The organism is Pseudomonas sp. B10(2017) (assembly GCF_002113295.1).
GTDB classification, from domain to species: domain Bacteria; phylum Pseudomonadota; class Gammaproteobacteria; order Pseudomonadales; family Pseudomonadaceae; genus Aquipseudomonas; species Aquipseudomonas pudica.
The window spans coordinates 211,926-233,190 of the sequence record NZ_NEJU01000005.1 but is presented as its reverse complement, the minus strand read 5'-3'; the positions used below and the strand labels follow the sequence as shown (position 1 = coordinate 233,190).

The window sequence follows — 21,265 nt, the reverse complement described above, 5'->3', positions numbered from 1 at the left end:
TTCCTTAGCGTTAGCGGTAATCGTTGAACAGGTCCGGGCGCGGCCCGGTGGACTCGCGCAGCACGATGCGCGGGGCGACGATGCGCTGCTCTGCCGCGCCCTGCCGGGGTGTGCCGATACGCGCCAGCAACAGCGACGCGGCACTTTCGCCCAACTCGCGGATCGACTGGCCCACGGTGGTCAACGGCGGGTACACATAGCGGCTGAGTTCGATGTCGTCGAAGCCAATCACCGACAGCTCGCCGGGCACGTTGATTTTGCGCTCGGCCGCGGCACGCAGCACGCCGAAGCCGATCATGTCGTTGCCGGCGAAAATCGCCGTGGGCCGCCTGCCCTCCAGCAACCGGGTTGCCACCGCATGGCCCCCGGGGCTGGTGAAATCGCAATGCAGCACGCGGTCGCCAAGCACCGGTGCGCCGGCCTCGGACATGGCGCGACGGAAGCCGCTCAGGCGCAGCTGGGTGACCCCGGTCTCGGCGGGGCCGCCGATATAGGCAATGTCGCGATGGCCTAACCCCAGCAAGTGGCGACTGGCCAGGTAGGCACCCTGCTCGTGGTCGATGCGTACCAGGTCGGCATCCACGCCATCCAGTTCGCGGTCGACGACCACCATTGGCGTGCGCACGCCAGCCAGGCTTTGCACCAGGTCGCTGTCCTGGCCCACCGAAGCCACTACCAGGCCGTCGATGCGTTTTTCCAGCAGCACGCGCAGGTAGCTGCGCTGCTTCTGCGGGTTGTCGTCGGAGTTGCACAGGATCACGCAGTAGCCGTTGCGCTCGCAGGCGTCTTCGATGCCCCGTGCCAGTTCGGCAAAGTACGGGTTGACGCTGCTGGGCACCAGCAAGCCGATGGTGGCCGTGCTGCGCGCCTTCAGCGAGCGGGCCACGGCGCTGGGCACGTAGTCGAGCTCGGCGATGGCGGCTTCGACTTTCAGCCGTACGTGCTCGCTGACAGGCCGGGTCTTGTTCAGCACATGGGACACGGTGGTGTAGGAAATACCCGCCAGTGCCGCGACGTCTTTGATGGTTGCCATGTTCTCAGTTCCGCCGGGCTGCACGCCGGCTACGGTAAGTGTCGAGCACCACGGCGATGACGATCACCGCCCCGGTGATGATGCGCTTGGTCGGTTCGCTGGCACCGATCTGCGCCAGCCCTGCGGCCAGCACCGAAATGATCAGCACGCCAAAGAAGGTGCTGATGACCGAGCCACGCCCGCCCATCAGGCTGGTGCCGCCAATGACCACGGCGGCGATCACCTGCAGTTCCAGGCCGGAGCCGGCATTGGGGTCGGCGGCTTCCAGGCGCGAGATCTGGAACAGCGCGGCCAGGCCGGCAAGCAGGCCCATCAGGGCGAACACCAGCACCTTGTATGGGCGCGGGTCGATGCCGGCCAGGCGCACGGCTTCTTCGTTGGTGCCGATGCCGATCAGGTAGCGGCCGAATACCGTGCGGGTCAGCACCAACTGGGCCAGCACGATCACCAGCAAGGCGATGATGAACGCCGGCGAGATGCCGAATGCGATGGGGTTGGAGAACCAGGCATAGGCATCGCCGATATAGGCGGTGCGCGAGTCGGTGAACTGGTAGGCCAGGCCGCGGGCCATTTCCAGCACGCCAAGCGAGACGATGAATGACGGAATGCGCCAAGCCACGGTAACCCCGCCGGTAATGCTGCCGGCCAGCGCGGCCACGGCCATGCCCAGCAGGGCCGAGGGCAGCACGCCCCAACCCCAGCCGAGGATCGCCACACTGACCGTCGAGGCCGCCAGCGCCAGCACCGAGCCCACCGACAGGTCAATGCCGCCGATGATCAGCACGAAGGTCATGCCCACCGCCAGCACCATCAGGTCGGGAATCTGGTTGGCCAAGGTACTGAAGGTGTTGTACGACCAGAAGTGGCTGCTGAGGAACGAGAACAGCACGATCATCGCCAGCAAGGCGCCGGCCAGGCCCAGGTAGGTACCCAGGCCAAGATAGGTGCCACTGCGGCGCACCGGTGCGGCGCCTTGGCTGTCGAGCGGGGTGGTTTTCATGCATCCATCCTGGGAGCTGCGTCATGCAGCAGTGCGTCACGTTTCTGATAACCGGCAAAGGCTGCGGCCAGTAGCTGGTCCTGGCTCCAATGGTCACGCTCGAAGGTGTCGATCAGGCGACCGGCCGACAGTACGGCGATGCGGTCGCAGATCAGCATCAGCTCGCGTAGGTCGCTGGACACCACCACCAGGGCCTTGCCCTGGCGCGCCAGCTCGGCCAGCAGGCCATAGATATCGAACTTGGCGCCGACGTCGATGCCACGGGTGGGCTCGTCGAACAGCAACACCTGGCAGTCGCGCTCCAGCCAGCGGCCGATCACCACCTTCTGCTGGTTGCCGCCAGACAGCTCGCCCACCACCTGCTGCGGGCCGGCACTGCGAATGCGCATGGCCTGGATCTGGCGCTTGGCCAATGCCGCTTCGGCTTCGCCATCGAGCACCCCGGCCCGTGATACCGCGCCGAGGTTGCCCAGGGCGATATTGGCGCTGATCGACTGCGTCAGCAGCAGGCCCTCGCCTTTGCGGTCTTCGGTGATCAGCGCGATACCGGCCTGCACGGCAGCCTTGGGCGAGTCGATGGTGACCACCTGCGGAGGCTGGCCGAGGGCGATGCTGCCGCTGTCGGCACGGTCGGCGCCGTAGATCAGGCGCAACAGCTCGGTACGGCCGGCACCGATCAGGCCGGAGATGCCGAAGATCTCCCCTGCCCTGACCTCGAACGAAACTTCACGTACCTTGTCGGCGCGGCTGAGCTTGTCGACCTTGAGCAGCGGCGCGCCGATCTGCCGGCGGCCCAGGTCGATATGCTCGCCCAGCTCGCGGCCGACCATCAGGTTGACCAGTTCGGCGCTGCTGTAGCGCTGGATCGGCTCGTCGCACACCAGCTTGCCGTCGCGCAGCACGACGATGCGCTGGGCCACACGCTGCAGTTCTTCCAGGCGATGGGAGATGTAGACGATGGCCACGCCACGTTGGCGCAGGCGCTCGATCTGGGTGAACAGCAGCTCCACTTCGCGCGCGGTGAGCATGGCGGTGGGCTCGTCGAAGATCAGCACATGGCAGTCGCCAATCAGGTTGCGGGCGATTTCGACCATCTGCTGATGGCCGATGCCCAGCTCGCCGACCGGGGTGTCCGGGTCGATGGCGTCGAGGCCGACCTGGGCCATGGCGGCCTTGGCCAGTTGGCGCAGGCGCTTTTGGCTTATCCAGCCAAAGCGGCCAGGCAGGTTGTCGAGGAACAGGTTCTCCGCCACGGTCAGCGTGGGCAGCAGGTTCAGCTCCTGCATGACCATGCGCACGCCGAGGCGTTCGGCCTCGCTGCGGCTGCCAGGCGCGTAGACCTGGCCGCGGTAGCGCATGTGCCCGGTGGTGGGGGTTTCCAGGCCACTGATGAGCTTGGACAGGGTACTCTTGCCGGCGCCGTTCTCACCGGTCAGCGCCAGCACTTCGCCGGCCCGCAGGTTCAGGCTGACCTCGCCGAGCACGGGCTGGGCGTAGGTCTTGCCCAGGCCGCTGGCAGCGAGCACCACTTCGTTGGCCGATGCAGGCATGGCCGTTTCTCCTGCCAGCTATCAGGGCTTGGTGATGAGTTGGACCGGGGTCTGGATGACGTTGTCGGCATCCACGTCGGGTTTCTCGCCCTTGACCATTTTCAGCGCCGCCTGGATGCCAAACACCGCCTGCTGGCTGGCCGCCTGGTCGAGGGTGGCCAGCACACGGCCATCTGCGAGCATCGGCTTGATGGCGTTGATGTTGTCGTAGCCCACCACTTGCACCTGGCCGGCTTTGCCGGCGGCACGCACGGCCGACACGGCGCCCAGGGCCATGCTGTCGTTGCCGGCCAGCAGGGCTTTCAGGTCGGGGTATTCGTTGAGCATGGAAGCGGCGACGGCGTTGCCTTTGTCGATTTCCCAATTGCCGCTCTGCACCGAGACGATGTTGATCTGCGCGGCGTCCATGGCGTCCTTGAAGCCGGCAGTGCGCTGCTGGGCGTTGGTGGTGGTCGGCACGCCTTCGATGATGCCGACCTGGTCGCCGGCCTTGAGCTTCTGCTTGGCCAGGAAGTCGCCGACCAGGCGCGCGCCCTTGCGGTTGTCGGGGCCCACGAAGGGTACGCTGATGCCTTTGCTCTGGAGCAGCGCCGGGTCCAGGCGGTTGTCGATGTTGATCACCACCACGCCCTGGTCCATGGCCTTCTTCACCGCCGATACCAGCGCCTTGGAGTCGGCCGGGGCGATGACCAGGGCCTTGACGCCCGCGTTGACCATCTGCTCGACGATGCGGATCTGCTCGCCAGTGTCGGTCTCGTTCTTGATGCCGTTGGCGATCAGCTCGAATTCATCGGCGTGGGTTTTCTGGTAGTCCTTGGCGCCGTCTTCCATGGTGCGGAAGAACTCGTTGGCCAGCGACTTCATGACCAGGGCGACCTTGGGCTTGTCCTCGGCGTGGGCGGCAGAAAACGGCAGGGCCAGGGAAAGCGAGGAAATGACAGCGAGGGCCAGCAGACGACCGGGGAACGGCAGTTTCATGAACGATGACTCCGAATCTTGTGTTTTTTGTCGGATCGCAAACGTTTGCGTTGCCTAACTATGGAAACAGGACCGGGGTTTGTCAAATCCGTTTGGCTGTCGGAGGTCAAGTCGAGCTTGGCGCAGTTTATCCGGATTTTTTCCGAAAAGCCGAACGTCTTTTCCTACGTTTGTTCGGAATCTCGAATGACATACCCCCTCATGTGGGAGCGGCCTTGTGTCGCGAAAGGGCCGCAAGGCGGCCCCGGCAATGTGTGCTGTTGCGCCAGAATCCGGGGCCGCTGCGCGCCCCTTTCGCGACACAAGGCCGCTCCCACAAGGCCCGTGCGCGCAACTGGTACGAAACCTGCCTTGCACCCTGCGCGACAAAACAACCATCTCATTAGGAAGAGAGAGAACAATAACGATGAATGCCGCACTGAAAACCTTCGCCCCCAGCGCACTCGCCCTGCTGCTGGCCCTGCCAGCCTTCGTCTCGGCCAAAGAAGCCGAAACCCAGCAGAAGCTGGCCAACGTGGTCATTCTCGCCACCGGCGGCACCATCGCCGGTGCTGGCGCCAGCGCCGCCAACAGCGCCACTTACCAAGCCGCCAAGGTGGGCGTCGACAAGCTGATCGCGGGCGTACCGGAACTGGCCGAGCTGGCCAATGTACGCGGTGAGCAGGTCATGCAGATCGCCTCCGAGAGCATCTCCAACGACGACCTGCTCAAGTTGGGCAAACGCGTTGCCGAACTTGCCGAAAGCAAGGACGTGGATGGCATCGTCATCACCCACGGCACCGACACCCTGGAAGAAACCGCCTACTTCCTCAACCTGGTGGAAAAGACCGACAAGCCGATCGTGGTCGTCGGTTCGATGCGACCGGGCACCGCCATGTCCGCCGACGGCATGCTCAACCTGTACAACGCCGTGGCCGTGGCCAGCGACAAGCAGTCGCGCGGCAAGGGCGTGCTGGTGACCATGAATGACGAGATCCAGTCCGGCCGCGATGTGAGCAAGTCGGTCAACATCAAGACCGAAGCCTTCAAGAGCGCCTGGGGCCCGATGGGCATGGTGGTGGAAGGCAAGTCCTACTGGTTCCGCCTGCCGGCCAAGCGCCACACGGTCAACTCCGAGTTCGACATCAAGCAGATCAGCAGCCTGCCGCAGGTGGACATTGCCTATGGCTATGGCAACGTCACCGACACCGCCTACAAGGCGCTGGCGCAGAATGGAGCCAAGGCACTGATCCATGCCGGGACCGGCAACGGTTCGGTGTCGTCGCGAGTAGTACCGGCACTGCAGGAACTGCGCAAGAATGGCGTGCAGATCATTCGCTCGTCGCACGTCAACCAAGGCGGTTTCGTGCTGCGCAACGCCGAGCAGCCGGATGACAAGAACGACTGGGTCGTGGCCCACGACCTGAACCCGCAAAAGGCGCGGATCCTGGCGATGGTGGCGATGACCAAGACCCAGGACAGCAAGGAACTGCAGCGGATCTTCTGGGAGTACTGATCGCCAGCCGCCCCTGAAATGCAAACAGCCCCGCTGCCTAGGCGGGGCGTTTTCTGTCTAACTGTTGCGAAATTGCTTACAGTGAAATACTGTATGTGCATACAGCAAAAACAAGGAAACACTTGTGTCCAGCACCGTCTCCGCCACCCCAAGCAGCTATGAACAACTGGGTATGCGCATTCAGAAAATCATCAACAGCCCCACTGCCCAGCGCAGCCGTGCGGCATTGATCTTCCGTCTGGAGCAGGAAACCCCGGAAGATTGGGAAACCCTGCTCGAGGAAATTGCCGAAAACGATAACGTCACCCTCGCCCACCGCGACGATGGCGGCGTGCAAATTTTCTGGACCGTACCGAAGGAAGACTGACCGCGCGTTCAACCTCAAGCCAATGCCTGCAGGTAGGCGCTGGCTTCGCGGTAACGCGCCAACCGCGCCAGGTCGGTGGGGCCCGGGCACGGGATACGCGAAAGGTCGCTGTTGTCGGCCAGGTCGGCCAGCTTGACGGTGCGCGCCAGCGGGTCACCGCCCAGGCGCACCACGAAGTCGTGGTAGGCCTCGCCCTCACGGCGGCTGAGCGCCAACAAGGCGGCAAGGATTTTCAGCGCAAAGCCCTCGCGCGCCAGGTCGGCCAGGGTTAGCGGGGTGTCTTCGATCACATCGTGAAGCACCGCGACAATCTGTTGTTCGGTTGTGGAAACCCGCATCATCACGCGTAGCGGGTGGAGGATATAAGCAGCCCCACCCTTGTCGTATTGCCCTTCATGCGCCCTGGCGGCCACGGCAATGGCCCGCTCCAGTGTAGACATGAGGCCCTCCCCGTTCGGCTTCTTCCTGCCAAGCATAGCCAAAACTGTGCGGACAATGTCTAGCGCGCGTGTGACTGCTCGAAATCCGGAGGCTGGCGCGCGCCCTGTAGGAGCAGCCTTGTGCTGCGAAAGGGCCGTACCGACAGCGCATATCTGTTGCCCGTACCGGCCTCTTCGCAGCACAAGGCTGCTCCTACAGGCCCCCTGCCAGATCGATGGATCAGGTGTTCCTCGAGTGCGCCCACAGGCTTTTTAACGCGCAGCGCCGTGCTGGATCACCACTGAATCGGTACCCAGCTTGGCCATCACCTCGGCCTTGCGTGCTTCGGCTTCTTCACGGCTGGGGAACGGCCCCATCAGCACTACCGGCTTGCCGTCGCGGTACTCCACCGATGACGGGATGCCCTTTTCGATCAGGCGTGCAGTCATGTCGCTGAGCGCGCCCATGTTGGCGCCCTGGATCACTTCCACATCCCAGCCTTGCGGGGCCGGCTGGCCTGCCAGGGCTTCGGCGCGGCGCTGCAGCTCGGCGCCGCCGCACATCTCGCGGATGCGCAGGTTGTTGCCGCTGTCGTCGACGATGATTTCATACTGGCCATCGCGCTTGATCGCCACGTAGCTGCGGTAGGCCTCGTACTGCCCGGCATCATCCTTGCCACGGACCTGGCCGCAGATGGTGCCCTGGGTGTCGATCCGCACGTTGCCGAACTTGGCAGTCTTGGGGTTGTGCAGGTGTTCGGCCACCTGTTTGTGCACGCCTTCGACCTCGTTCTCACAGCCCGCCAGGGCGAGCACTGCCATTACCACAGCCAGTTTGCGCACGCGTGTACCTCCAGATTCGAAGGCGCGGATTCTAGCACGCCCATCCCGGGCAAGGACCGCGACCATACGTTACACCGTGCAACCAGGGCCATGCACCTCAGGCAGTCATGGCATGCCATGCCTCGTCATGACGGCAGCAGATCCAAGGTCCGTTCGAGCTCATCGAGGTCGATGCGGAAGCCGCTGCCATCGGGTATTCCGACTACAAAGCCGAAATGCTGCTGATCGCGGTCAGTCAGGTACTTGTAGAAGCAGACAAAGCGATCAGGTGGCTGCAGCGTCAGCACCGAAGCGCCGGGCGCCAGCACATTCATACCGTGGATGAGCTGGCTGCCTTCGACGCCCACCACTACCCTGGCCCCGGCACAGGTTTCCACGATGGTTGCCAGGTCGCACCCCAAAGGCGCAAGAATGCGAAAGCCGCGATGTTTTTGCAGATGTTCGGCAATCTGTAGTTCGTTGCGCAGCAGGCGCAGATCTCCGTCACAACCCCGCAAGATGAAGACTCCCGGGTGGGGCTTGTAATTTACCCGCGACAACAACTTCCGGCCCATGGCGCGGTATCGCTCGGACTGGTTTGTGTTGTGGCTGAAGTCATCGAACAGCACCAACTCTCGAAAAAAGGCCGTGTGTAGCCCAAGTGGGTGCATGCCAAGCCATTCTTCGTATTGCGCACCCTGGGAAAACCGGGGGAACCTGCCCGAGGGCGCGGTGGTAACCGGCACGCCTTCGTTACGGGCCAAAGCATAGGTGACGCAATCCTCGGCCAGCCATGTTCCAAACCAGCGGTTGCCGTAACGTGAACAATAAGCGGCCCCACGCTCGATCTCCTGCTCCACGACGATTCGCGGCAACCCGCTGGGCCGGTCAGACAGCCAGAAGCTTGCATTGTTCTTGTACAGTGCGCCATCGATCAGAATGACGTCCTTGATCAGATAGCCCCTGGTAGGGGCCTGTGCGACGCTGCCCAGCCCCTCCATGGTTCGCCGCGGATGCTCGAAAGGAAAGAAACGTTTCTCTTCCCAGCCGGTCACTCGCTCCAGCTGGTTCGGCAGAAAGAAAGCGGGAGGCGCCGGAGTGACCTCGGCAGGGGCGATATCCCAGGTCTTGGCCGCAAGGCTCTTCAGGTTCTCTGACGGCTTTCGTACCAGCCACTTTCTCGCAAGGTACTTGTATGCGGCCAGGCTCCAGCCTTTACGGTCAGATCCCTTCGTGTGTACATCCGAAATGTCGTTCATCATCAAGCGCTCTCATTGAAAGGCTATCTTTCATGCTCAGTTGCACACTACTTTTTCCAGAATGGGAGGGGACTGAAAGTGAGCATATCGATCGCGCAAGTTCTCCAGCAGCAGTTCGCCAGGCGCTTTCGCACAGTAAATGTATATCTTGAACAAACCACCGAAGACCATTTCGCGATAGCGGTCGACAATTTCCTCGTCACTTGGCCCATCCGGCAAACCCAGATGCAGTGTGAGCCTGCTGTCCTCGACGGCAAATAACGGGAACTCCCAGAGAAACTTGGCGATACCGGTCTTCGGTAGACGGACGAACATGAAGGCCTGGTTGCCCAAGGTATCCACATCACCACCGCGCCGGCGCTTCCATTTCAAAAGCCCATCGTCCGGACGTGCCAGACATTGGCCGATATCGTAATAATCGAAACCCTGCTCGATTGCCCACTCCAGGGCCATGAAGGTAGTGATCGAGTTGACCTCGCGCAGACGTTTCGGGTCGTTGAAGACGGCCTCCGGGTAGCCAAAGCGAAGCGTGCTCCAATAGCGCTTGCCGGCCCGGGTAATTACACAACCGAAATGACAGGCTACAACCTCGTCGCCTTTCATCACGAGGTCGAGCCGGCCAACGGTCTTGGCGATGCGCAACACGTCCTGGGAATCGAACTGTTGGGCATGCAGGCCATGCCGCGCCTGGGCATAAGGCTGCAACATTTCCCGGTCGGCCTTGCCGATCTCCTCGTCCGTCAGCACCTGCTGCATGCGGTACAGCGGCCGACACTTGCGGATGTTGCGGCGCAGTTCACCGTCGTAGCGGGCGATGATCTCCTCCAGCGGACGCCCCAGTGGGATGATGGCACTCAGATAATGGGGCACGTACAGGGCACCTGCACTGGGCATCTCGCTGATCAGCACCCTATGGGGCGCGACGCCACGCTGTTGCGTGCTATCGCCGGGTTTGGTGTCGACCTCGGGTTTACCGCCGATGAGCAGCTTGGCCATCTCCTTGCGGCTCTTTCGACCGACATATAAAACTTCGTAGTCGTTACTTGTCTGCAGCCGAAAACTGGTAATTTCCCAGCGCCACAAACACGCACGCCCCATTATATCCTGGGCCCAAGTCAAGAACTTTCTTATTTCGAAGCGCATCGACGGCGTTATGAGCTTTCGTATGTGCTCTCTCATTTCATGTCCTTGGAGCTTATCCAGTTAACAGGTAATAAGCACTGCCAAATAAACACCCAACAACCTTTGGCACTTAAACGCCCCAGGCTGCCAGATACCAAAAGATTAAAGATCTGCGGAAAAGGTCTGTCAAGACACGCTTACTCATTGATTATTCAATGATTAGCCAATGGAGACTGCATGTTTTATGGCGCCATTTTTTCTACTTGCGGATATGGCGAAAGATAACAACGGCATACCTGACCGTGCGGCGCCTTCACGGCCCAATCAGGTAAACAGGCTGGTTATCATTTCACCGAAAAAGACGCCGATCAGCAGGGCAGGCAGCACTGCAACCTCGCGCTTCAGGTCCAGCAGACCCAGCTTGCGGTTGACAGGAAAAATCAGGAAAAGCGTGAAGAAGGTATGCAGAGCCACACCCCAGACGGCATAGCTCACGCCACCGATGGCCATGAGGACCGGCAGCAGGATAAACAGCGAAACGACCCGGATGATGTTGTCCATTGCCACGTATTTGGTCAGCCCCAGGGCCAACCAGAGCTGGTGTGCCAGCGTGAAGCGCAAGGTGAAAAGAGAGAGCGAGAGAATGGCCATGGTATTGCCAGCGCCGGCATAACGGTCGTCGTACAGCCAACTGATCATCAGCGGGCTGGCAGTCAGCAAAAAACCGCAAGCGAACAGCGAGGTCAGGTCGAACAGCACCCTGGAGCGGTAGTAAAGGCTGCGCACCCGCTCTTTGTCACCACTTCTCGTTGCCTCACTGAAGGCCGGCAAGGCGACCGCCCCCGCCAAGCGCAACAGGACAGACTGAATGGCCCCGAGGATGGCGACAGCGATGGAATAGACCCCCAGCTCCGCGACCGACATGCTTCCGCCGAACCAGATCCGGTCACCCTGCATCGCCAGAACCCCTACGGAGGACGACAACAGGATCCAGCGTCCGTAATCGAACACCTCGCGCAGCGCCGCCGGGTCCCATCGCAGGCGGTTGCGCGGCCCTTGGAAGAGCAGGTGACTGAGCAGGGTGAAAACCAGTGTGCCCAGCAGGCCTGCCGCCACCAATGACCAGATGGAGCGGGTGAGATAGCCTGCCACGAGCATCACTATCAAACCGACAAACTGCGCAATCAGCTCGGCGATCACCACCTTCTTCTGCTGGAAGACCCGGATGGCCACATCGACCTTGGGCGACTGGAAGCCATAGATGATCGCGGTGAACCCAGACAAAGCCAGCACCATCGGTAGCTCTGGAGCGGCGTAGGTGGAATGGGCCGGCCACAGTTCGATGTACTGCGTGAACCTTGCCCCCAGGGCCAATAGCAAGGTCAGAAGGAACAGCACAAACCCACGGATGATTTGCACAGTCCACACGGTATCGAGAAACAGCGGCTCGTCGCCGCGCGAGCTCTGAATGACGTTCGGCCGCAGCCCAACATCGGAAAGCAGTTGCAGCAACACTGAAACAGTGGTCGCAATGGCCATCACGCCGAACATTTCCGGCACTAGCAAGCGGGTGATCACCAGGTTGCCGCCCAGTCGCATGACCTGGGAAGCAACGACAGCAAGAAGGTTCAATCCACTGGCCCACATGGCCCGTTTGCGCAGGCTCAACGGACGCGACGCATCAATCGAAGGCATAGCCGCATCTCTGAACCCATCGCTAGAGACTCACTATAGTCGCAATTTGCTATGCGGCTATCCGAACAGGCTGCAGCGCGTGAAATCACCCTCCGCTGGACACAACAAAAACAAAAGGGCGACCCCTTGAGGTCGCCCTTTTGATGCCCGGAAACCGGGACTTTTGTTTGGTAGGCACAATTGGACTCGAACCAACGACCCCCACCATGTCAAGGTGGTGCTCTAACCAACTGAGCTATGTGCCTGTCGTGTGGTGCGCATATTAGTGATCGATTGCGTACCTGTAAAGCGTTTTTTTGAGAAAAATCAAAAACTTTCGAGTTTTGTACACATGGAGCCGCGCAGCATGAGCACGGCACCGGTCGGATGGGCTGCGCACCGCCGCCTGGCTGCATAAAATCACAATGAAAAAAGGGGTGACCCTTTCGGATCACCCCTTCTTCGATTTGGTAGGCACAATTGGACTCGAACCAACGACCCCCACCATGTCAAGGTGGATGCTACATGCGAAGTAAATCATTGATTTACATAGAAATATCTGGATTGCTGATGCGCTAAAAAATAGCCAATAAAGCCTATAACAATCAACAAGTTAGCGTAGGGTTTTGCAAATCGACCCGGCGTAAAAAATATGCTCCATGTCGTCCGCGCCACAAAACCGAGACTCGCCATTTAGTGGCGCAGGTTCCATGGAGCCATCGTGAAGGTGCTGGACGCCGACCTTTGGCCAATCGATACGCCGAAACCGCTGCAGGCGCTCCGCCAACAGCCCTTGCAGCTTCAGGCCTTCGTTCGCAGTAAGACGGCCGCCGCCTCAACACTCTCGTCGGACATCCCGTGCGAACAATTGCCGCCAACTGGCTCTCGCGCCACACTGGGCGTGATTCCTACAGCAGTGGACATGCCCGTGAGGTGCCGGTTATGGATCCTGAAATCATCCATATCCCTGAACTGGCCAAGCTATTCGGTCGTTCCGAATGCGCCATAAGGAGTGCCATCCAGGTCCAGGCAGCATGGCTACCTCCATCTTTCAAACAGGGGAATCGGATCTGCTGGAGGCTTGAGGCCGTCCGGGAGTTTCTCAAGGAGTGGGAACAAACTGGCGGAAAGCAATCGAAGCCTGGGCGCAAGCGGAAAACACCGCCCACGCTTACTAGGGTGAGGTAGCAGCCCCGGGTTAGGAGGTCAGTATGATTTCAGCTGCGAGTGATCGCTTCATTCGAATTAAGGATGTGATATCCGTGACGGGGCTCGCAAGGAACACCATTTACCGACGAATGCGTGAGGGCACGTTTCCACGGCAGATCCGACTGGGTCCCAATTCGGTTGCCTGGCTCCAGTCGGCTATCTCGGAATGGATGTCATCCGTCGTGGAGAGCGGTTCGTCGGCAGACAAGAGCAGCCTGTAAAACCAGAGATATGATGGTGCTGGTCGCTGCGAGAATCATCACGACCGTGGCCCTGCTTCGCTGCACGAATGTAAAAGGCCTCGCAGCGACACTCATTACATCCCTTTTAGGGCTTCTGCCCGGCGGGCATCAATGTACTCGGCAAGGGCAGTCACGTGCACGCCACGAGCTGACTACTGACTGCGCTCCATGGCAATAAGCGGCAAGCGAATTTCGCCGCGAGCAATCTTGATCTTCATTTTTGTCGGGATGACGTGCGGAAAATAGTCAGCGCACACACGCCCCAGTGGTATGACGGCAAGGCCATCGTACTGAGCCATATGGATGGATGCAGTTTTCATACCTTCTTCCTTTTTTTGGGTGCGACAAGCTCCAGAGTCTCTTTAAAAGTGAGCCCTTGATAAGTTGACAATTTATCCGCCTGGCGTGCAGACGATTCCGCTACGAACCTTGGCTTGTTCCCAATCGAATGCTTGTCCACGTAGGCATCAACCCAATCGTCGAGCTCGTAGCGATCAAAGCCGACGCCTTGAACTCCGATACGGAACTCTCTGACGTAAGGTCGTACCGTCTTGTTGAATTCGTCCTTACACATGCCTAGGTAACTAGGAGCTGCTCGGTATCTCAGGATACGCGGGAGGATCTGATTTTCCTTGGTCATCGCCATTCCTGCCTGTGTAGGGGCTCAAGCCCCAATTTGATCGGAGTCGAGCGATTCTAGGAAGAGCAACTAGTCAGATCGTCCACCTGATGTGTGCTCATGCTCGTAATGCGCCCACAATCTCGCCGACTCGGCGAACTCCAGCATGTCAGCCAACTGGTCTGCGTCAACGTCACACCGCTGGTGGGCAGATACCGCCAATTCCGCAAGCACCGTGGCCCGGCCATCAGGATCTGCTATCAGAGCGTGCTGATCATTGAGTTCGGCCAGCCAGGCCGTCGGCAGGCTCAACATTTGACCGTCCACAGTTGATCGATCCGCGTTGTATAGGATTGGCTCATCATCTCTCTCCTCATCCCCCAGTCCGGCGTCGCCGGCACGCTGGCAGCCCGCATTGTCCCCCTCCCCCAGCGCTCATTGATGTCATCCATCACCTGCATCAGCCGGTCACATGCCACCGATTGCTTGAGCGCGAACAAATCCTCTGAAAACTCACCTGGTTGCCGCAGGTCCATCAGCAACACCTCGGCCTTGCTGTAGCGAAATCCGGGCCTGAAAATCCGCCCGACCGCATCGGTGGCCAGTCGAGTCATCAGCAGCGTGTCGCAGGTTGGGTATGGAAGCTCCACCAACGCACCCTGGGCGTGATGCGCCTCCTCCGGATTGAACATCCCGGTACGAATGCTGATTCGCATACGCTTGCAAAGTGACCCTTGAGCCCGCAGCTTCTCGACAGCCCGACCAACGTAAGTGGCCACGGCCTGCTTGATCGGCGCCAGCTCAGTCAGCCGCTTTCCGAACATCCGACTGCAGCAGATCTCTTGCTTCGGTGGTTCGGCCTCTTCCAGCTCAAGACACGGCGTGCCAGCGAGCTCTCGGGCCGTCTTTTCAACCACAACGCTGAACTTCTGGCGGAGTGTCCAGGCGTCAGCTTTGGCCAGGTCCATGGCTGTACGGATGCCCATCGCCTCAAGGTGAGCGGTCATACGCCGGCCGATGCCCCATACCTCCTTCACCTCGGTATTGCGCAACACCCAATCGCGCTTGAACGGATCGGTGATGTCGACCACGCCACCTGTCTGCGCCTGCAAGCGCTTAGCAGTATGGTTGGCCAGCTTCGCGAGCGTCTTCGTGCCAGCAATGCCGACCCCCACCGGAATCCCCGTGCACTGGAAGATCCTCGAGCGCAGCTTTCGCCCGAACTGGGTCAGGTTTTCCTGAATGCCGGAGAGGTCAGCGAAACACTCGTCGATGCTGTAGACCTCAGTTGCCGGCACCATGGACTCAATCAGCGTCATAACCCGCTCGCTCATGTCGCCGTAGAGCGCATAGTTACTGCTGAAGGCCATGATGCCGTGTCGGCGTAGCTTGTCCTTTGCCTGGAAGAAAGGCTCGCCCATTTTCACGAAAGGCTTGGCGTCGTACGACCTGGCGATCACGCACCCGTCGTTGTTGCTCAACACGACGATCGGGGTCTTGGCCAGGTCGGGCCGAAACACACGCTCGCAGCTCGCGTAGAACGAATTGCAGTCGATCAGTGCAAACACCTGGTCACTGCGCATGGTCACGAACGCTGTAACGCACAACGCCCCATATCACGAGCTCGTCCCCTTCCATGATGTACCGCGGCGGATATGCCGGGTTCTCGGACTTCAGGACGACCACGCCATCGCGCCGGTGCAGGCGCTTGCAAACTGGCTCGCTGTTCACCGCGGCAATGACCACATCGCCGTGTTCGGCCTCTCGACCACGATCGACGATGACGATGTCACCGGAGTAGATCCCCGCCCCTTGCATGCTGTCGCCTTCAACTTTCACTAGATACACATGGGGCGCGCGGAGGTCGAATAACTCATCAAGGGAAATATGGCCTTCCAGGTGGTCCGCAGCAGGCGACGGGAACCCGGCCGGCACGCGAAACGAATACAGCGGAAGCGGTTCGGTACCGCCGGTTGGCGTACCCAGGAAAGTAATGGTCATGGTGGAAGGCCCGAAAAAACTGTATGCATATACAGTAAATCCGGCATCGGCTGCTCGGTCAATCCTGGGCGATGAAAATTCTGACGGGCGAGAGGGGGAAATATGTGCGGACGATACTCGATCTACGAGTCGATGGATCACTACCTGCGCCAGCTATCGTTGGACCTGGTAGTAATCAACGGCTACGACCATGAACCGATCAGTCGCTTCAATGTAGCGCCTTCGACCCGGGTCGAGGTAATCCGCAGAGTAGACGAGGGGCTGAGTGTGGATAGGGTCAAGTGGGGATGGTCGCCTTTCTGGGCGAAGGGGAAACGCCCGGACCCGATCAATGCTCGGGCCGAGACGGTGGTGATGGGAAAATTCTTCAAGGCTCTGTGGCCGAACGGGAGAGCTTTGGCGCCGGCAAATGGCTGGTTTGAATGGGTTCCAGATCCTGCAGACCCGAAGCGAAAGCAGCCCTACTACATCAGGAGCGCCGATGGCGGACCGCTATTTTTTGCCGCGCTCGCGGAAGTACACCAGGGCCCGGAGCCAAATGAGCGGGATGGATTTGTCGTCATCACAGCCGCTGCTGATCAAGGCCTGGTCGACATCCACGACAGAAAGCCCCTTGTGCTCTCGCCTCAAACCGCGAGGGAATGGCTGGATCCAGCCACATCAGGCGAACGCTTAGAAGCAATTGTCGAGGTTGGATGCCGGCCGGCAAAGGACTTCCGATGGTTTCCAGTTGGCAAGGCGGTGGGGAATGTTAGGAACCAGGGCCATGAGCTGATTGAACCGGTCAGTGAACAGAACCGCCAGGGCGACCTAGAGCTCTGAGCTGGTAGTCGGTTACCGCCTGGAACTGCGATTCGGCAATCAGCCGGAGACGCTCAACCTCTTCCAGCGGCTCACCCGAAGCCTGGGCTTCGTGATAACGCTTCATGGCGTCCACGGCGTCGGTGTACATAGGATGGTCAGGGTAAAGGATCGGCGGCTTACACTTCATCGGGGTTCCATCCTGAGGAGGCCATCACTGAATGGTAGCCGGTGCCCGCCCTGCTTGGATTAACTGGTAATCGATAACCGCTTGGTATAGCGAATCCGCCAATAGGCGTAAGCGCTCGACCTCTTCAGGCGGCGCACCACGGTCCTGGGCCTGGTGGTACTCCCGCATGGCGTCAATGGCCTGCTGGATCAGCGGTTCGCCGGCCTCGACTATCCCGATAAAATTGGTCTTGTCCACTTAAATACCTCTCCATTAATGGTCAGCGGACCTTTTCGACTTTTCCTCACGCGTCTACGGGCTTCTGCCTTCCTGCCTGATCAATACCGATCATGACCCAAGCCAAGATCCAACCAAAAATAGGTTGCGCAACAGGTATTAAATACCTATGCTAAGAAAAACAGCGGGTGATGAACCTATGCTAGGGCAAGCCAACAACGTAGCACTGATCGGTAACCACCACAGAAATCTGACGGCTCGGATCAACAATCTTAGCGTTAGCTTGAACAAGGTTGCCTATTCGAAAGACGTGAATGACCTTGCTAGTGCACGAATTCTGTCAATGCCAGAAATCTGGGATTGTCTCCAGGAAGGAAAGGTCAGCCCGAGTGGTGTGACGGTTTGTGGCGACGAAATTCGCGGAGTTATGTCGCACCATTCGCATGAAGGGCTTGTCCGAATTGAATTCTCCCTCGCCCACGATGATAAGTGGATTGAGGTCTTGTCTGCACAAATTGAGGTGAAATGAAATGGGCCTGTTCCATTATGTTGCTTGCGGTCTCCCTAACGTATGGCTTGAAAATGGCTATACCGAGGGCGTCTCCAGTGACGGTGCAGCGATCTTTCAGGTCGAGGACGTGAAGGGTCTGCATCAGGCTATCGCTCTCTCCTTGGTGGAGAAAGACACCCTTCTCACTGGCGATGAATTCAGATTCCTGCGAAACGAGATCAAGCTAACTCGTAAAAATCTCGCCGGAATCATCAGTTTCTCAGAAGAGACCATCAAAAAATGGGAATCTGGTGAGAACCCGATTCAAAAAATCGCCGACGTTACTCTTCGAAATCTGTATCTAGAGAGTCAGAACCAAGTGGGTAAGGTTGGACAATTGCTTAATAAAATCAATGCCCTGGAGAAGAAAAATACTGAGTTGTATTTTAAGGAAGGCTCCACTGGGTGGAAGCCCGAAGAAAAATGCGCATGATGTAGAAAAAATCTGGCTAGCCACGGACTAGGTGGCTAGCCAGACGGTGACAGGTTTACCTGTCTGGAAAGTACTCCACTCGCTTTCCACAGACGCGGTTAAGCTAGCAAGCGCCTCCCTCAGCAAGAGCGAATGCTAGCCTCGATCGTCGCAGCTGTCCACTGGTAAGTAGTGGCAATCCGAGAGTAGGAGATAGGCTATGTCCTATACCGACGAACGGGGCACCTTCATCCTTCGCTGGAGTCGTCGCCTGAAAAACGGCCACATTCAGCGTGCGGTAGGGAAGCCCTTTAAGATTTACATTTCGAAGTAGATCACGACTACGACCGCTAACCTCAGGCGGTTCCAGGAAGCGGCACCCCTTGAGAGCCTTGCTGCTCCTGAGCACCGCCTGAGTCCATATGAAGGTGTCAACTGGCGGAAAAATCCAACGCCTTGACGCATTACGCTCGAAGGGAAGGTATGAACATGGCAGATTTCTGCATTACGAAGGTCAAGTACAGCGCTGATAAATCTCACATCCAAGAGTTGATCGTGCGCGAAGAAATTCCATCAAAGAGCAAGATCGGTGAGGAGCGTAGGGTAGATCGTGCATTTGTCGCGGATCTGATTCGCCTGGGCAAAGCTCGATTCCAAACCCGTATTTGGAACGGAAAGTACTGGACTACTGGTGCAGACGTGCACCTCATTGAAAATGAATTTTTGACCACTGATCGCAATAGTAGGAAGCGGGACAATCTCGAAAATCTGCCAACCTTCGCGTAGTTAGAGCGTATGCCGCTGGACAAGGAGTCAGCGGCATACCACCACGGCGGCCGCCACCAGTCCTCATGACTAATCCGCTGTCGGCCTTCTGCCAGCAGCGCCCGCACCTTCACATCAGTGCTCCATTCGTATGCTTTAGCGGGCATTGATGCGGTCAACCACCGCCTCACAGGCCAGGCCGGCTATTCGGCTTCGCTCAAGCGCTGTCGCGAGGTCTCCCGCCATTCGGTCAGCTTCTTCAAGCAGCCCCCCGAGCACCACGACGGCAGAGGTTCCTGCCTTGCGCTGCTGGGCAGCGATGGTGTCGCAGGTGGCTCGATGGCCGTCCCGCAGTCTGGCGATCTCGCCGCGCAGCCCGTCAGCAGCAGACTCAGCATCAGCGGCGCGGCCTTGGGCCAGTTCCAGTTTCTTGCGTGCACTTTCACCCTCCTCGTCCGCCGCGGCTTGACGACGCTGTTCTTCGGTTCTGGCTTGCGCGGCTGCGCGCCGATCGCGCTCGGTCACCTCCAGGCGGTAGTCGGCCAAGACCTTCTCGGACCGCGCAGTTTCCGCGCGCGCATCAGCCGCAGCCCCGTCAGCAACCACTACTCGGTACTGCTGGCTGCCGGCGACCAGTACCAAGGCGAGCAGCCACCAGCACCAGGCAGGTACCGCACCGAGCCGAATCACGTCAGCGCCCTCCGTACACCCTCGTCAATCACCTGATCCGGGTACGGGTTGCCGCCGTTCTCGTGCACGATAATGCCGAGCACCATGCCGCGCAGCGTGGCCGGATCCTTGATGTTGATCGGGTCGGTGGGTCGCACACCGATGCGCTTGGCCACTGCTGCAGCGTAAGCCTGGGTGTCGTTCTCGCTGCTCGGCGCCCAGCGGCTGATGGTTTCCAGCACGGTATCTATTCCCTTCTCGCCCACCCCAGGCAGGCCGTCTTTGCCGCGGTAGTTGATAACCAGCTTGCCGAGGGCGCGGATGCCGTTCTCGGCCTGGTCGAACCTGGCGAAGCGCGGCTTGGCCACGCCCTCCTCTATGCCCAGCTGGCCCTGCCAGGCGTTCCGTGGGTTGAAATCGATGTTGCCGGGGTTGTTGTTGCGTACACCGCGGGGAGTAGTCATTCAGTGACCTCCTGTACTGGTTGACCTGCAGCTTCCTCCACGGACACGGTCACCTGCGCCCAGTAGCGCTTGAGCACCTGGGCAGTACGGACGATCGCAGCTGGCTGCTCCTCCAGCAGTTTGCGGGCCGCGGCATCCGCTTCCTGTTCCGTGGCGTATTCGTTCTGGTGAATGGGGTCGAAGTTGTTACTGCTGTTGATGACGATGAACGGCATGGGTTTTCTCCGGCCAAAAAAATACCGCCGGGCGGCGGTTCAGTTGGGTGTTGCTGCGGGTCAGGCGGGTGGTGCAGGCCAGTCGATGGTGGTAGGGTAGCCGGGCTGCTCGGGCAGCCGGCTGAGCGTCAGGCGGTAGCGCTTCCAGGCTTTCAGGGCATCGACTTCGGCCGGGGTCGCGTCGTCCAACTCAACAGCATCTTGCAGCGGCGCAATGACCGCATCGGCAGCCGCCCGACGCTGGGCAATCTCGGCGGCAGCGGTCGCCCGCAGCTGCTCATTAGCCGCCTGGGCCTTATGCTCGGCAGTCGCCAGCTGGCCCCAATCGATCGCGGCAAACCCCTGTGCCGGCGCCGGCTGCTCAGCGACAGGAATCGGCAGCGCGATCATCCCGTCAGCCGGCGCCACAATGTCACGCGGAAAGCACGCCTCCTGGCTGGCATCGATCGGAATGGGCAGCAGCAGCACTAGCACTAACTGGCCCTCCACGCGCTCGACAGGCGCAACCACCCAAGGGCAACCGGTGGCTTTGGCCGGCAATGTGGCGCCATCCGGCAGCGCGGAAAAGTCCAGGGTCAGACCGTTGATGGTCAGGCTGTCGCCATGCTTGTAGACGGTCAGCGACTGCCCCATGAAGAACACGGGCGACAATTTAATTTTCATCAGTACCACCTTCCGGTTGCGGTCCAGCCGATATAACAAGTTTGCCCAGGCGTCCAGGCGCCCTCGATCAGCATCCCTGCATTGCTGGTGGCGCAGCCACTGAGCCGGTTGATCTGGAGGTTGTTGTTGGAATTTGGATACGCCAAGGTGACCTGCGTCGAGATTTTCGGATTCGCGGTACTGACAAACCCGGTGAATGCTGCTGGGAACGTGATGGTGACGCCGGTAGGCGTGAGCGACGCTCCATTGTGGGCCATGCTGTACATGCCCCAGCAAATCTGCGTTCCGTCTGCGAAGCGGATGAACTCACCGTTGGAATTGCTGCCCCGCTGCATCACAGCACCCGTCGGCACTCCTGAGGCTTGCCCCACCGAACCGACGATGTTGGCTCTGTTGAACGCAGTTGCGATGAAGGTGTAGAGCTCATCGAAGTTTGCGATCGCCTTCAACCACGCGCTTCGGCGGTCGTCTCCACCGGCACCGTTTGGCGCCGTGCCGAGGTTGATTACTTGTTTTGCCATGTCGCTTCC

Annotated in this window: 27 protein-coding genes and 1 tRNA gene; 7 read left to right on the top strand and 21 right to left on the bottom strand. The window is 59.7% G+C overall.

Annotated elements, in window-relative coordinates; translation table 11 throughout:
- Nucleotides 1-10 precede the first annotated feature (10 nt).
- From CAF92_RS09335 to CAF92_RS09320, 4 genes are read right to left on the bottom strand one after another with little or no spacing between them, the layout of a single operon-like run.
- Nucleotides 11-1,033, bottom strand: a complete 1,023-nt coding sequence (locus CAF92_RS09335; RefSeq protein WP_085600458.1) for a LacI family DNA-binding transcriptional regulator — start codon at nt 1,031-1,033, stop codon at nt 11-13.
- Between the two features lie 4 nt (nt 1,034-1,037).
- Nucleotides 1,038-2,033, bottom strand: a complete 996-nt coding sequence (locus CAF92_RS09330) for an ABC transporter permease (RefSeq protein WP_046614068.1) — start codon at nt 2,031-2,033, stop codon at nt 1,038-1,040.
- A complete protein-coding gene (locus tag CAF92_RS09325; RefSeq protein ID WP_085600456.1) occupies nt 2,030-3,583 on the bottom strand; it encodes a sugar ABC transporter ATP-binding protein in 1,554 nt (517 codons plus the stop codon). Before CAF92_RS09325 ends, CAF92_RS09330 begins: the two co-directional genes overlap by 4 nt.
- A 21-nt stretch (nt 3,584-3,604) precedes the next feature.
- Entirely contained in the window at nt 3,605-4,561 is a 957-nt protein-coding gene (locus tag CAF92_RS09320) for a sugar ABC transporter substrate-binding protein (RefSeq protein WP_085600454.1), read from the bottom strand.
- Nucleotides 4,562-4,967: 406 nt separating this feature from the next.
- Between CAF92_RS09320 and CAF92_RS09315 the strand changes: the two genes are divergently transcribed.
- Nucleotides 4,968-6,056, top strand: coding sequence for an asparaginase (locus tag CAF92_RS09315; protein ID WP_085600452.1), 1,089 nt, complete (start codon nt 4,968-4,970; stop codon nt 6,054-6,056).
- A 124-nt stretch (nt 6,057-6,180) separates the two neighbouring features.
- The gene (locus tag CAF92_RS09310) at nt 6,181-6,423 is read left to right on the top strand and encodes a DUF1654 domain-containing protein (RefSeq protein ID WP_085600450.1); all 243 of its coding nucleotides are present in this window, start codon (nt 6,181-6,183) and stop codon (nt 6,421-6,423) included.
- 14 nt (nt 6,424-6,437) lie between these two features.
- Here CAF92_RS09310 and CAF92_RS09305 read toward each other — a convergent pair whose 3' ends face one another.
- The 6 genes from CAF92_RS09305 to CAF92_RS09280 all read right to left on the bottom strand — a co-directional run bounded on the left by CAF92_RS09305 (nt 6,438) and on the right by CAF92_RS09280 (nt 11,985).
- A complete protein-coding gene (locus CAF92_RS09305) occupies nt 6,438-6,863 on the bottom strand; it encodes a GTP pyrophosphokinase (protein ID WP_046614072.1) in 426 nt (141 codons plus the stop codon).
- 252 nt (nt 6,864-7,115) lie between these two features.
- Complete coding sequence (locus tag CAF92_RS09300; RefSeq protein ID WP_025338525.1) at nt 7,116-7,685, bottom strand: SPOR domain-containing protein; 570 nt, start codon at nt 7,683-7,685, stop codon at nt 7,116-7,118.
- Between the two features lie 125 nt (nt 7,686-7,810).
- Nucleotides 7,811-8,926, bottom strand: coding sequence for a glycosyltransferase family 61 protein (locus CAF92_RS09295; RefSeq protein WP_085600448.1), 1,116 nt, complete (start codon nt 8,924-8,926; stop codon nt 7,811-7,813).
- A gap of 33 nt (nt 8,927-8,959) precedes the next feature.
- On the bottom strand, nt 8,960-10,102 hold the full coding sequence (locus tag CAF92_RS09290; RefSeq protein WP_085600446.1) for a hypothetical protein: 1,143 nt from the start codon (nt 10,100-10,102) through the stop codon (nt 8,960-8,962).
- Nucleotides 10,103-10,369: 267 nt separating this feature from the next.
- Nucleotides 10,370-11,740 (bottom strand): oligosaccharide flippase family protein, encoded by a 1,371-nt coding sequence (locus CAF92_RS09285; RefSeq protein WP_085600442.1) that lies wholly within the window; start codon nt 11,738-11,740, stop codon nt 10,370-10,372.
- 168 nt (nt 11,741-11,908) lie between these two features.
- Nucleotides 11,909-11,985: transfer RNA gene (locus CAF92_RS09280), tRNA-Val, on the bottom strand.
- 945 nt (nt 11,986-12,930) lie between these two features.
- On the opposite strand from CAF92_RS09280, the gene CAF92_RS09270 reads away from it, so the two are divergent.
- Complete coding sequence (locus CAF92_RS09270; RefSeq protein WP_085600439.1) at nt 12,931-13,149, top strand: AlpA family transcriptional regulator; 219 nt, start codon at nt 12,931-12,933, stop codon at nt 13,147-13,149.
- 173 nt (nt 13,150-13,322) lie between these two features.
- On the opposite strand, the gene CAF92_RS09265 is transcribed toward CAF92_RS09270, so the two are convergent.
- The 4 genes from CAF92_RS09265 to CAF92_RS09245 all read right to left on the bottom strand — a co-directional run bounded on the left by CAF92_RS09265 (nt 13,323) and on the right by CAF92_RS09245 (nt 15,790).
- Nucleotides 13,323-13,490, bottom strand: coding sequence for a pyocin activator PrtN family protein (locus CAF92_RS09265; protein WP_178081773.1), 168 nt, complete (start codon nt 13,488-13,490; stop codon nt 13,323-13,325).
- Nucleotides 13,487-13,810, bottom strand: a complete 324-nt coding sequence (locus tag CAF92_RS09260; RefSeq protein ID WP_256573712.1) for a hypothetical protein — start codon at nt 13,808-13,810, stop codon at nt 13,487-13,489. The genes CAF92_RS09265 and CAF92_RS09260 overlap by 4 nt, the downstream gene beginning before the upstream one ends.
- Before the next feature lie 287 nt (nt 13,811-14,097).
- Nucleotides 14,098-15,372 carry a Y-family DNA polymerase gene (locus tag CAF92_RS09250; RefSeq protein ID WP_085600435.1) on the bottom strand — a complete coding sequence of 425 codons (1,275 nt, stop codon included), beginning with the start codon at nt 15,370-15,372 and terminating at the stop codon, nt 14,098-14,100.
- Complete coding sequence (locus CAF92_RS09245) at nt 15,362-15,790, bottom strand: LexA family transcriptional regulator (RefSeq protein ID WP_085600433.1); 429 nt, start codon at nt 15,788-15,790, stop codon at nt 15,362-15,364. Before CAF92_RS09245 ends, CAF92_RS09250 begins: the two co-directional genes overlap by 11 nt.
- 102 nt (nt 15,791-15,892) lie before the next feature.
- Between CAF92_RS09245 and CAF92_RS09240 the strand changes: the two genes are divergently transcribed.
- Nucleotides 15,893-16,612 (top strand): SOS response-associated peptidase family protein, encoded by a 720-nt coding sequence (locus CAF92_RS09240; RefSeq protein WP_085600431.1) that lies wholly within the window; start codon nt 15,893-15,895, stop codon nt 16,610-16,612.
- Here the strand turns inward: CAF92_RS09240 and CAF92_RS09235 are convergent.
- Both CAF92_RS09235 and CAF92_RS09230 read right to left on the bottom strand, forming a co-directional pair.
- The gene (locus CAF92_RS09235) at nt 16,575-16,781 is read right to left on the bottom strand and encodes a hypothetical protein (RefSeq protein ID WP_085600429.1); all 207 of its coding nucleotides are present in this window, start codon (nt 16,779-16,781) and stop codon (nt 16,575-16,577) included. The two genes, CAF92_RS09240 and CAF92_RS09235, sit on opposite strands and share 38 nt — an antisense overlap.
- A gap of 24 nt (nt 16,782-16,805) precedes the next feature.
- Nucleotides 16,806-17,018 (bottom strand): hypothetical protein, encoded by a 213-nt coding sequence (locus tag CAF92_RS09230; RefSeq protein WP_143516087.1) that lies wholly within the window; start codon nt 17,016-17,018, stop codon nt 16,806-16,808.
- Nucleotides 17,019-17,166: 148 nt separating this feature from the next.
- On the opposite strand from CAF92_RS09230, the gene CAF92_RS09225 reads away from it, so the two are divergent.
- From CAF92_RS09225 to CAF92_RS09215, 3 genes are all read left to right on the top strand, one after another.
- On the top strand, nt 17,167-17,526 hold the full coding sequence (locus CAF92_RS09225) for a hypothetical protein (protein ID WP_085600427.1): 360 nt from the start codon (nt 17,167-17,169) through the stop codon (nt 17,524-17,526).
- A 1-nt stretch (nt 17,527) separates the two neighbouring features.
- A complete protein-coding gene (locus tag CAF92_RS09220; protein WP_085600425.1) occupies nt 17,528-17,980 on the top strand; it encodes a hypothetical protein in 453 nt (150 codons plus the stop codon).
- A gap of 468 nt (nt 17,981-18,448) precedes the next feature.
- The gene (locus tag CAF92_RS09215; RefSeq protein ID WP_158090597.1) at nt 18,449-18,745 is read left to right on the top strand and encodes a DUF3892 domain-containing protein; all 297 of its coding nucleotides are present in this window, start codon (nt 18,449-18,451) and stop codon (nt 18,743-18,745) included.
- 135 nt (nt 18,746-18,880) lie between these two features.
- Here CAF92_RS09215 and CAF92_RS09210 read toward each other — a convergent pair whose 3' ends face one another.
- From CAF92_RS09210 to CAF92_RS09190, 5 genes are read right to left on the bottom strand one after another with little or no spacing between them, the layout of a single operon-like run.
- The gene (locus CAF92_RS09210) at nt 18,881-19,414 is read right to left on the bottom strand and encodes a DUF2514 family protein (RefSeq protein WP_085600421.1); all 534 of its coding nucleotides are present in this window, start codon (nt 19,412-19,414) and stop codon (nt 18,881-18,883) included.
- Nucleotides 19,411-19,857: a structural protein P5 gene (locus CAF92_RS09205; RefSeq protein WP_085600419.1), complete on the bottom strand. Its 447-nt coding sequence runs from the start codon at nt 19,855-19,857 to the stop codon at nt 19,411-19,413. Before CAF92_RS09205 ends, CAF92_RS09210 begins: the two co-directional genes overlap by 4 nt.
- Nucleotides 19,854-20,072 (bottom strand): hypothetical protein, encoded by a 219-nt coding sequence (locus CAF92_RS09200; RefSeq protein WP_085600417.1) that lies wholly within the window; start codon nt 20,070-20,072, stop codon nt 19,854-19,856. The genes CAF92_RS09205 and CAF92_RS09200 overlap by 4 nt, the downstream gene beginning before the upstream one ends.
- A gap of 60 nt (nt 20,073-20,132) precedes the next feature.
- The gene (locus CAF92_RS27625) at nt 20,133-20,735 is read right to left on the bottom strand and encodes a tail fiber assembly protein (RefSeq protein WP_256573711.1); all 603 of its coding nucleotides are present in this window, start codon (nt 20,733-20,735) and stop codon (nt 20,133-20,135) included.
- Complete coding sequence (locus CAF92_RS09190) at nt 20,735-21,256, bottom strand: hypothetical protein (protein ID WP_085600415.1); 522 nt, start codon at nt 21,254-21,256, stop codon at nt 20,735-20,737. Before CAF92_RS09190 ends, CAF92_RS27625 begins: the two co-directional genes overlap by 1 nt.
- Between the last annotated feature and the right edge of the window lie 9 nt (nt 21,257-21,265).

Excerpts from the sequence above, each read along its gene's own strand:
- CAF92_RS09305 (WP_046614072.1), bottom strand. The coding sequence starts at position 6,863 with ATGTCTACACTGGAGCGGGCCATTGCCGTGGCCGCCAGGGCGCATGAA.
- CAF92_RS09200 (WP_085600417.1), bottom strand. The coding sequence starts at position 20,072 with ATGCCGTTCATCGTCATCAACAGCAGTAACAACTTCGACCCCATTCAC.
- CAF92_RS09285 (WP_085600442.1), bottom strand. The coding sequence starts at position 11,740 with ATGCCTTCGATTGATGCGTCGCGTCCGTTGAGCCTGCGCAAACGGGCC.
- CAF92_RS09220 (WP_085600425.1), top strand. The coding sequence starts at position 17,528 with ATGGGCCTGTTCCATTATGTTGCTTGCGGTCTCCCTAACGTATGGCTT.
- CAF92_RS09325 (WP_085600456.1), bottom strand. The coding sequence starts at position 3,583 with ATGCCTGCATCGGCCAACGAAGTGGTGCTCGCTGCCAGCGGCCTGGGC.
- CAF92_RS09320 (WP_085600454.1), bottom strand. The coding sequence starts at position 4,561 with ATGAAACTGCCGTTCCCCGGTCGTCTGCTGGCCCTCGCTGTCATTTCC.
- CAF92_RS09190 (WP_085600415.1), bottom strand. The coding sequence starts at position 21,256 with ATGGCAAAACAAGTAATCAACCTCGGCACGGCGCCAAACGGTGCCGGT.
- CAF92_RS09265 (WP_178081773.1), bottom strand. The coding sequence starts at position 13,490 with ATGAAAACTGCATCCATCCATATGGCTCAGTACGATGGCCTTGCCGTC.
- CAF92_RS09330 (WP_046614068.1), bottom strand. The coding sequence starts at position 2,033 with ATGAAAACCACCCCGCTCGACAGCCAAGGCGCCGCACCGGTGCGCCGC.
- CAF92_RS09315 (WP_085600452.1), top strand. The coding sequence starts at position 4,968 with ATGAATGCCGCACTGAAAACCTTCGCCCCCAGCGCACTCGCCCTGCTG.
- CAF92_RS27625 (WP_256573711.1), bottom strand. The coding sequence starts at position 20,735 with ATGAAAATTAAATTGTCGCCCGTGTTCTTCATGGGGCAGTCGCTGACC.
- CAF92_RS09290 (WP_085600446.1), bottom strand. The coding sequence starts at position 10,102 with ATGAGAGAGCACATACGAAAGCTCATAACGCCGTCGATGCGCTTCGAA.
- CAF92_RS09215 (WP_158090597.1), top strand. The coding sequence starts at position 18,449 with ATGGCAGATTTCTGCATTACGAAGGTCAAGTACAGCGCTGATAAATCT.
- CAF92_RS09225 (WP_085600427.1), top strand. The coding sequence starts at position 17,167 with ATGCTAAGAAAAACAGCGGGTGATGAACCTATGCTAGGGCAAGCCAAC.
- CAF92_RS09260 (WP_256573712.1), bottom strand. The coding sequence starts at position 13,810 with ATGACCAAGGAAAATCAGATCCTCCCGCGTATCCTGAGATACCGAGCA.
- CAF92_RS09270 (WP_085600439.1), top strand. The coding sequence starts at position 12,931 with ATGATTTCAGCTGCGAGTGATCGCTTCATTCGAATTAAGGATGTGATA.
- CAF92_RS09250 (WP_085600435.1), bottom strand. The coding sequence starts at position 15,372 with ATGCGCAGTGACCAGGTGTTTGCACTGATCGACTGCAATTCGTTCTAC.
- CAF92_RS09235 (WP_085600429.1), bottom strand. The coding sequence starts at position 16,781 with ATGAAGTGTAAGCCGCCGATCCTTTACCCTGACCATCCTATGTACACC.
- CAF92_RS09335 (WP_085600458.1), bottom strand. The coding sequence starts at position 1,033 with ATGGCAACCATCAAAGACGTCGCGGCACTGGCGGGTATTTCCTACACC.
- CAF92_RS09295 (WP_085600448.1), bottom strand. The coding sequence starts at position 8,926 with ATGATGAACGACATTTCGGATGTACACACGAAGGGATCTGACCGTAAA.
- CAF92_RS09240 (WP_085600431.1), top strand. The coding sequence starts at position 15,893 with ATGTGCGGACGATACTCGATCTACGAGTCGATGGATCACTACCTGCGC.
- CAF92_RS09245 (WP_085600433.1), bottom strand. The coding sequence starts at position 15,790 with ATGACCATTACTTTCCTGGGTACGCCAACCGGCGGTACCGAACCGCTT.
- CAF92_RS09205 (WP_085600419.1), bottom strand. The coding sequence starts at position 19,857 with ATGACTACTCCCCGCGGTGTACGCAACAACAACCCCGGCAACATCGAT.